General features: G+C 74.0%; 11 protein-coding genes. 3 read left to right on the top strand and 8 right to left on the bottom strand.

All coding sequences use genetic code 11. The annotated features are described in order from the left end of the window. Together E1166_RS27375 and E1166_RS27370 are read right to left on the bottom strand one after the other, a co-directional pair. Positions 1–137 (bottom strand): FAD-dependent oxidoreductase (locus E1166_RS27375; protein WP_132342795.1); only part of this gene is annotated, 137 nt, incomplete at its 3' end. A 28-nt stretch (positions 138–165) separates the two neighbouring features. Further along, complete coding sequence (locus E1166_RS27370) at positions 166–1,320, bottom strand: polyprenyl synthetase family protein (RefSeq protein ID WP_132342794.1); 1,155 nt, start codon at positions 1,318–1,320, stop codon at positions 166–168. 63 nt (positions 1,321–1,383) lie between these two features. Here E1166_RS27370 and E1166_RS27365 point away from each other — a divergent pair, with 63 nt between their 5' ends. Then, entirely contained in the window at positions 1,384–2,325 is a 942-nt protein-coding gene (locus E1166_RS27365; RefSeq protein ID WP_132342793.1) for a phytoene/squalene synthase family protein, read from the top strand. Positions 2,326–2,338: 13 nt separating this feature from the next. Here E1166_RS27365 and E1166_RS27360 read toward each other — a convergent pair whose 3' ends face one another. Both E1166_RS27360 and E1166_RS27355 read right to left on the bottom strand, forming a co-directional pair. Further along, a complete protein-coding gene (locus tag E1166_RS27360) occupies positions 2,339–3,436 on the bottom strand; it encodes a serine hydrolase domain-containing protein (protein WP_132342792.1) in 1,098 nt (365 codons plus the stop codon). Continuing rightward, positions 3,417–3,890 (bottom strand): hypothetical protein, encoded by a 474-nt coding sequence (locus E1166_RS27355; RefSeq protein ID WP_132342791.1) that lies wholly within the window; start codon positions 3,888–3,890, stop codon positions 3,417–3,419. Before E1166_RS27355 ends, E1166_RS27360 begins: the two co-directional genes overlap by 20 nt. A 164-nt stretch (positions 3,891–4,054) precedes the next feature. On the opposite strand from E1166_RS27355, the gene bluB reads away from it, so the two are divergent. Together bluB and E1166_RS27345 are read left to right on the top strand one after the other, a co-directional pair. Beyond that, positions 4,055–4,675: a 5,6-dimethylbenzimidazole synthase gene (gene bluB / locus E1166_RS27350; protein WP_132342790.1), complete on the top strand. Its 621-nt coding sequence runs from the start codon at positions 4,055–4,057 to the stop codon at positions 4,673–4,675. 125 nt (positions 4,676–4,800) lie between these two features. Further along, complete coding sequence (locus E1166_RS27345; RefSeq protein ID WP_243710546.1) at positions 4,801–5,640, top strand: Rieske (2Fe-2S) protein; 840 nt, start codon at positions 4,801–4,803, stop codon at positions 5,638–5,640. Between the two features lie 82 nt (positions 5,641–5,722). Here E1166_RS27345 and E1166_RS27340 read toward each other — a convergent pair whose 3' ends face one another. The 4 genes from E1166_RS27340 to E1166_RS27325 are packed head-to-tail and all read right to left on the bottom strand — an operon-like array spanning position 5,723 to position 8,224. Further along, positions 5,723–6,916 carry a LysM peptidoglycan-binding domain-containing protein gene (locus tag E1166_RS27340; protein WP_132342788.1) on the bottom strand — a complete coding sequence of 398 codons (1,194 nt, stop codon included), beginning with the start codon at positions 6,914–6,916 and terminating at the stop codon, positions 5,723–5,725. After that, positions 6,913–7,362 (bottom strand): hypothetical protein, encoded by a 450-nt coding sequence (locus E1166_RS27335; protein WP_132270241.1) that lies wholly within the window; start codon positions 7,360–7,362, stop codon positions 6,913–6,915. Before E1166_RS27335 ends, E1166_RS27340 begins: the two co-directional genes overlap by 4 nt. Beyond that, positions 7,359–7,844, bottom strand: a complete 486-nt coding sequence (locus E1166_RS27330; RefSeq protein WP_243710545.1) for a TadE/TadG family type IV pilus assembly protein — start codon at positions 7,842–7,844, stop codon at positions 7,359–7,361. Before E1166_RS27330 ends, E1166_RS27335 begins: the two co-directional genes overlap by 4 nt. Continuing rightward, positions 7,829–8,224, bottom strand: coding sequence for a TadE family protein (locus tag E1166_RS27325; protein ID WP_243710547.1), 396 nt, complete (start codon positions 8,222–8,224; stop codon positions 7,829–7,831). The genes E1166_RS27330 and E1166_RS27325 overlap by 16 nt, the downstream gene beginning before the upstream one ends. Between the last annotated feature and the right edge of the window lie 99 nt (positions 8,225–8,323).

The following is an 8,323-nucleotide window of genomic DNA, read 5'->3' as shown; positions in this document are numbered from 1 at the left end:
CGCCCGCCCGGCATCGGCTCGCGCTCCACCACGATCACCTGCCGGCCGCTGCCGGCCAGGTGCAGCGCGCACGCCAGACCGCCCAGCCCGGCGCCGACGACCACCACCCGGTCCGTGCGCCCGTTCACGGTTCGCACCCGACCACCTCCTTCTCAGAGTCGCTCATCATGCCCGCCGCGTGGTGGCGGCGGTGGCGAGATCGGTCAGCGCGGTACGGGCCGTCGGGTCGACGGACGCGGAGTCCAGCGCGTCCAGCGCCTCGGCCACCCGGTCGGAGATCATCCGCTCGATCCGGGCGACCGCGCCGGTGGCGACGACCAGCTCGGCCAGTCGGGCCACCTCGTGCGGCTCGGTCACCGTGCCGGCGCGCTCCAACGCCTGTCGCTGGCTCGGGGTGGCGAGCTGCCGGGCCAGCACCAGCAGCGCGGTGGGCTTGCCGGTACGCAGGTCGTCCCCGGCCGGTTTGCCGGTGGCGGCCGGGTCGCCGTAGACCCCGAGCAGGTCGTCGCAGAGCTGGAACGCCTCGCCGACGGCCCAGCCGTACCGGGTGTAGGCGGCGATCAGTGACGTGTCGGCGGCGAACCCGGCCAGACAGGCGCCGAAGAGCAGCGGCCGTTGGACCGTGTAGCTGGCGGTCTTGTAGCGGGCCACCCGCAGCGCCCGGTCCAGCGACCAGTGTGCCGCGTCGTTCTCGCCGAGCATGTCGAGGTACTGCCCGGCGATCGTCTCGACGCGCATCTGGTCGTAGCAGCGGCGTACGTCGAACAGCCGTGCCGGTGCCACCGTGGCGTGGCTGAGCAGCCGGTCGGCCCAGACCATGCAGAGGTCACCGATGAGTACGGCCACCGCCTCGCCGAACCGGTCCGGGTCGCCCGTGTGCCCGGCGGCGACGTGCCGGGCGGCGACGGCCCGGTGCACGGTCGGCCTGCCACGGCGGGTGTCGGAGGCGTCCATCACGTCGTCGTGGACCAGTGCGAAGGTGTGCAGCAGTTCCAGCGCGGCGAACGCCGGAAGCACCGACGACAGCGGCTCGGCGCCGCCGACCGCGCCACGCCAACCCCAGTACGCGAAGGTCGGGCGGACCCGCTTGCCGCCGGCCAGGACGCTGTCGCGGGCCGTCGCCGCGAAGGTACCCATGGCCGCGTCGATCCGGGCGAGCGCATCGACCTCGGCGGCGAGGAATCCCGCCAGGGTGTCGTCGACGCTCTTGATCAGATCCGCGGTGAACGCGGCCAGTGCACCGCGGAGCGGACCGTCGGCTGCTTCCGGCTGTGCCGGCGCGACGCGGAGGGATTTGCCGGCGACTGCGTCGTTGGCCATGTCGGTGAGGGTATCCTAGGGTAACGAGTTGCGTCGATTTATGCGTCGGATTGAGGAGGGCCGGTGGACACCGATCTCCCCGGCGCCTATGCCCGCTGCCAGGAACTGCACCGACGACACGGCCGCACCTACTATCTCGCCACCCGGCTGCTCCCGGCCTGGAAACGGCGGCACGTGCACGCCCTGTACGGCTTCACGCGGCACGCCGACGACATCGTCGATCGCACCGGGGACCTGCCGCCGGCCGAGCGCGCCGCCCGGCTTCAGGACTGGTCCAACCGCTTTCTCGCCGGCCTGCACGGCGAGCCGGTGGACGATCCGCTGCTGCCCGCCGTGCTGCACACCATCGCCGTCTTCGACCTGGACCGAGCCGACTTCGTGTCGTTCCTACGCAGCATGGCGATGGATCTGACCGTCGTGGCGTACCCGACCTACGACGCCCTGCTCGACTACATGGAGGGATCGGCGGCGGCCATCGGCACCATGATGCTGCCCATCCTCGACAGCTCCGATCCGGACATCGCCCGCGAGCCCGCCCGCCAACTCGGCTTCGCCTTCCAGCTCACCAACTTCATCCGTGACGTGGCCGAGGACCTCGGCCGGGGCCGCACCTACCTGCCCGACGAGGACCTGGCGAAGTTCGAGGTCACCCGGGCCGACCTGCTCGCCGCCAAGGCGGCGGGCCGCAGCACCGGCAGGATCCGTGACCTGATCGAGTACGAGGTGACCCGCGCCCAGGCCCACTACGAGGCTGCCGCGCCCGGGATTCCCCTGCTCACTCCCGCCTCGCGGGCCTGCATCCGTACCGCGTACGCGCTCTACGGCGGCATTCTCGACGAGATCGCCAGGCAGGGCTACGACGTGTTCGTCCGGCGGGCGCTGGTACCACGGCGGCGCCGGCTGACTGTGGCCGCCCGCGCCCTGCTCACCCCGGCCGGTGGCCCGATCGTGGTGCCCGGGCCCGACCTCACGCGGCCTGTCCAGAGTGACTTGCTCGAAGAGTGACGAAACCTGCTGCTCAGAGGCAGGCGTGCAGGGCCTCGACGAGCTCATCCACCCGGTCGTGCTCGGCCAACCGGGTGGTGGCGTACGCGAACGCGTAGCCGCGCCCCGGATCCGCCCAGGCACTGCTACCGCCGATCCCGCCCATCCCCCAGCTTCCGTCCTCCTCCCACTGCATGCCCAGCGTCCACCGGGTACGCCGATCGAGCAGCAGGTCCGGGCCGTCGTACTGGACCCGGGTCGCCTCCGCCACGAGGTCGGCACCGAACAGCCGGACCCCGTCCAGCGTGCCGCCGGCGAGCAGGCCCGCGTAGAACCGGGCCAGCCCGGACGCGGTGGCGTGCAGGTTGACCGCCGGCACCTCCGCGCCACGCCAGAGCGGACTGTTGACCACCGCCACGTCCAGGCCGCCTGGCGGATTGCCCAGCGCCCGGGCCCGCAACGACCCCGGGTCGCCCAGCATCCGCACCGGCCAGCCCGGATCGCCGTACGAGACGTCGGCGCAGCGCCGCTGGTCTGTCGCGGTCAGCCCGAAGGCCAGGTCGAGCCGCCACGGGCCGGCGATCTCCTCGGCCAGGAACCGGCCCACCGAGCGCCCGTCGACCCGACGCACCAGTTCGCCCACCAGATGCCCGTACGTCCAGGCGTGCTCCCCCGCGACGCTGCCCGGCTCCCACTCCGGCGTGGCGGCGGCCAGGTCACCGCAGAGCAGCGCCCAGTCGGCGACCGCCGCCGCCGGCCGGGCCACCGGGAAGGCGGGCAGTCCGGCGGTGTGGCTGAGCACCTGCCGGATGGTGGCCGGCGTACGGAACTGCGGCCAGTACGCGGTGACCGGGGCGTCCAACTCCACCCGCCCCCGGTCGACCAGCGCCAGCAGGCAGGCCGCAGTGACCGGCTTTCCGACCGAGTAGACGTTCACCAGCGTGTCCGGCCGCCACCCGGCGTCCGAGCTGCCGACGAGGTCGACGACGGGCCGACTGTCGTACCAGACGGCCAGCGCCGCCCCGGTCTCCCGACCCGAGGCGAGCAGGTCCTGGAAGCACTGACGTACCGGGGCGAAGCGAGGCTCCTGCCACCCCCCGACGCCCGGTGACTCACCGGCGGCAGGCAGCATCCAGCGCCTCCAGGGCCGGGTCCAGGTCCGGGGATTCCACCTTGGTGGCGTTCGGGCCGGTCAGTCGCTTCTCGATCGCACCGGCCAGGTTCTCCAGCGCCGTGCGTACCTGCGGCTCGGCGGCCTTCGGCGCCTCCGTGCGCAGCCCCTCGGCGATCGCCGTGTAATTCGCCCGGACCTTCCCGCCCGCTTCCTCGGCGCTGACCGGCTTGTCGATGGCCGCGATGGCATCGTCCGCCATCGCGATGAAATGCTTCTTGACCAGGGCGAGGCTCGCCTCGCAGACCTGCTTGCTGGTGGCGGCGGCGTCGACCGTCGGACTGGGCGTGGTGCTCGCCGACCCGGCGGCGGCCGGAGCGGATCCCTTCTCCTCGCCCTGGCAGCCGGCGGCGAGACCGGCGACGACGGCCAGGCTCAGGACGGTGCGGACGACGCGGGCACGCGTGCTCGTCATGATGTTCCCCGTGGAGGTGCGCCTCGGCGGTCGACTTGACCGGGTCACAGGCCGGATCGTTCATCTTAGACGGCCACCCCCCGGACGCGCCTGCCGCTGGCATCACCGGAACGATCATGGAGGTACCCCACCACGACGAGGGTCGAGCGCAACGGGAGCGTGTCATGGATCTGTACACCGCAATCCACCGTCGGCGTGACGTCCGCGCCGAGTTCACCGGCGAACCGGTGCCCGAGGAGACCCTGCGCCGGATCCTGGACGCGGCGCACGCCGCGCCCAGTGTCGGCTACTCGCAGCCGTGGGACTTCATCCTGGTCCGCGACGCCGGGCTCCGGCGTCGGTTCCACGAGCACGTACGGCAGGAGCGGGACGTCTTCGCCGCCACCCTGTCCGGCGAGGCGGCCCGGCGGTTCGCCCGGATCAAGATCGACGGAGTGTTGGAGTCGACCATGTCCATCGTGGTCACCTACGACCCGTCCCGCGGCGGCCCGGCCGTGCTGGGCCGGCACGCCATCGCCGACGCCGGCCTCTACTCGGTCTGCCTGGCCATCCAGAACCTCTGGCTCGCCGCCACCGCCGAACGGCTCGGCGTCGGCTGGGTCTCGTTCTACCGGGAGCCGTTCCTGTCCGACCTGCTGCGCATCCCCACCGGCATCCGGCCGGTCGCCTGGCTCTGCGTCGGGCCGGTGACGCACCTGGAATCCTCGCCCGACCTGGCCCGGCACGGCTGGCGGCAGAAGCGGCCCCTGACCGAGGCCCTGCACCACGACCGCTGGACGCCCTGACGACGCGACCGCGTCCGGTTCACCGCGCGACGTTCACGCCAGCTACCGACCCGACGTACGGAAACATGCCCGCCGCCCGGTTTGCGACGGCTCCTGCCGGGAAGTCGGAGCAGGTGCGAGCACTGATGACCAAAATCGAACAGAACGCGAAGCTGGACCGGATCGGCGACCGGCTCCAACGGGCCGTCCAGGGGACCCTGCGCGGGCAGCGGGTCCGTGATCTGCTGCACGGCGTCTGGCTGGGCCACCCACTGCATCCGGCGATGGTGCAGGTGCCGGTGGGCGCCTGGATCAGCGCCGCGGTGCTGGATCTGCTGCCCGGCCAGCGCCGCGCGGCCACCACCCTGGTCGCGCTCGGCACCGCGGGCGCCGTCCCGGCCGCCGTCGCCGGCCTGAACGACTGGGCCGCACTGGCTCGCGACCAGCGCCGGGTGGGGCTGGTGCACGCCGCCTCGAACACCGTCGGGCTGGCGCTGTACGCCGGCTCGCTCGCCGCCCGGCTCAGCGGCCGGCACGGAACGGGGCGGGCGCTGGCGTACCTGGGGTTGAGCGCGGCGAGCATGGGTGCGTACATCGGCGGGCACCTGGCGTACAAGCAGGGCGCACAGGTCAGCCAGAGCATCTCCGAGCTGCACCTGATGAGCGACCGGTGGCAGACGGTCGCCGAGCTGGCCACGCTGCCGCAGCGCGAACTGGTCACCCGGGAGGTGGACGACGTCTCGGTGATCCTCTACCGGCACGGCGACGACGTCACGGTGATGTTGGAGCGCTGCCCGCACCAGAGCGGCCCGCTCGGCGAGGGCGAGGTGCGGGAGATCGACGGGCACGCCTGCGTGGTCTGTCCCTGGCACGGTTCGACGTTCCGGCTCAACGGTGGCGAGGTGGTGCACGGGCCGTCTGCCAACGACCAGCAGATCCTGCCCACCCGGGTGGTCGACGGCGTCCTGCAGACCAAGCTTCCCTGACCGTGTCGCAGGGCGCGAGGCGGACCGGGCCACCCGGACGCCCTGCGGCGACCAGGTCGTCGAGTTCGGCCAGCGGGCCGGGTCAGTCGTTGCGGTGCCGGCCGGAGTCGAGGACCCGGGCGGCCGGGCGGCGACGCAACCCCAGCACCGCACCGATCTGCGCGCCGACGATGCTGGCCACGGCGAGCACCGCCGAGACCGCCAACGGCCGGTTCAGCCCGTCGTCGGCGCCGGCTCGGGATGCTCCCGCGGCCATCGCCGGAGCCTTCGTCGGCTGCGGGGCCTGCGGCGACCGGTCGGCGGCCGACCCCGCACCGGCGTCGGCCCGCTCGCCGGCCGGGCTCTGTCCGGCGTCGGCACCCTCGGCCGCGGCCCGGACGCCGGTGTTGCCGGCCGGCGCACCGGCCATCTCGCGGGCCGGCCCGGTGGGGGAAGCGGGTGCCGGCGGCATGGCGGCCTGCGCCGGAGCCTGCGGGGTGGCGGTCTGCCGGGTCTCCGCCGGGGGGTTCGACAGCGGGTGTGGTGACGGCTTGCGGGGCGGCGTGGCCACCACCCGACCGGTGGCGTGTTCGCGGGCCCCGCCGTCCGTTGCCTGCGCCGGCAGCTTGATCAGCTGGCCGGGATGGATCCGATCCGGGTCGGCCAGCCGGTTGAGCCGGGCCACCTCCCGGTAGCGGTCGAAGTCGCCCAGGTACCGCTCGGCCACCTCGCCCAGATAGTCGTCCTTGACCACCCGGTAGACCGGCGCGGCCGTCGACCCGGCCGTCCGCGGCCCGTCGTCCGGCGCGGCGAGCGGCGCGCCCGCGGCCATCGCCGGCGCTGCCACGGCGCCGGCCGCCGGGTAGGCCACGGCGCCAGCCGCCGGCGCTGCCATGGCGCTGGCCGCGCTCGCCGCCGGGGCCGCCGCGAGCAGCAGGGCCACCGACCCCAGCAGCGCCGCCGCCGCCCGCTGCTGCCGGCTCAGCCCGGGCAGCCGGGGCGCCGGCCGCCGCGTCACCGCCGCCCCCAGTTCCACCAGTACGGAGAAGGCGAAGCTCGCCCAGCCCAGCCAACCGACCACCGCCAGCGCCCGCAGGAAGAGCTGGCCGTCGTCCCGGCTGGTCAACGTGGTGCCCACCTCGGCCAGGGTGGGTAGTTGGTCGGGCAGCGGGTTGCCGGCGAGGGCGAGCAGCGCCACCGGCGCACCCACCAGCAACGCGATCAGCACGACCAGCGAGCCGAACCCGGTGAGCAACTGCCCGGTCCGCCGGACGGCGGAGCCACGTGGTGCGGTCATGGTGGCGTTCCTTCCTGGGGTGCCTCGGTGATGGCCCGTGCGGTGGCCTCACCGGTGACGGTGACGGTGCCGTCCATGCCGAACAGGCCCAGCATGTGTCGGCGGTAGGTGACGTCGACCTCCACCCGGATCTGCTTCTCACCGCCGACCACGGGAAAGCTGACCCGGTGCCCGGCCGCGCCCGCGGCCGAGAGGTAGTCCCGTACGGCGGCCCGGGCGTCGGCCTCGTCGATCTCCTTCGGCCCGCCGGCGATCGCCTGGGCCCGGTCGACGGCCTGGCCGCCGCTGCGGGCCGCCTCGGCGGCGAGGTTGTCGGCGCGCTGCAACGACCGGAGCTGGCCGGCGCCGTCGTACGCGACGCCGATGATCGCCAGTACGCCGAACATGGCGACGGCCAGGAAGAGGCTGACCCGCCCAGCGTCCCGTGGTGCGTCGGGGGCGGTCATCCTCGGCTCCGGTAGCGGTCCAGGGGCGAGGTGAAGCTCGCCGAGACGGTGGTGCGCAGCGGCATCCCGGGCAGCACCGGCAGCGCCAGGTCGGCGTGGGAGACCACACAGGTCACCGAGACGGTCACGCTCGCCGGCTCACCGGCCGGGCTGCGATACGCGGCGTCGAAGCTGCTCGGCCCGCCCCGCACCGTGCCGCGCAGGGCGATCCGGGGTGCGGCGGAGCAGTTCAGTCCCCGCCAGTCGAGCTGCCGACGGACCGCGTCGCGGGCCGCGGTATGGGCGGTACCGGCGTCCCGGGAGATCGAGGCGGCCCGGGCGGCGTCGTGCGCCGCTGACTCGACCGCCTCGTCGGCGACCGCGGTCCGCCCGGTGACCCCGGCGAGCACGATCAGCGCGATGAAGGCGGGCGCGAGCACGGCCACCTCCACCGACACGGAACCCCGGCCACGGTCCCCGGCGGCGGTCACGGGACGGTCCACCGTTCGACGGTGCCGTGTGCGCTCTGCCGTACCTCGAAGCTGACCCCGGGCACGACGGACAGGGACCGGCCGGTGACCGTGCAGGTCACCTCGGTTGCGATGGTCGCGCAGCTCGGCTTCCCGCCGACCAGCCAGTCACCGGTGGCGCGCAGGAATCCGGCGGCGCGGGCCTCGCCGGCCCCGGCCGGGGCCTGGAAGGTCCGCTGCGCGTTGACCCCGCTCTGCGCCGCGTGCAGCGCGGTGGACCGGGCCACGAACCAGACCGCGACCTGCACGGAGGCGAAGAGCAGCACCAGCACCGCCGGCATGACGACGGCCAGCTCCACCGGGTTCGCGCCCCGGTCCGTACCCCCGGCGGCGAGACGGCGGCGGACGGCCAGAGCCGCGCGGAGGCCGGGTCGGTCCGGGTGCGGCGCACGGGTGAGCGCGTCCCGGGGTCGGGCGGTGGGGGCCGCCCGGCCCGGGCACGCGGCTGGGGG

The organism is Micromonospora sp. KC213 (assembly GCF_004348325.1).
Classification (GTDB): Bacteria; Actinomycetota; Actinomycetes; order Mycobacteriales; family Micromonosporaceae; genus Micromonospora.
This window is presented reverse-complemented; position numbering and strand designations above follow the sequence as displayed.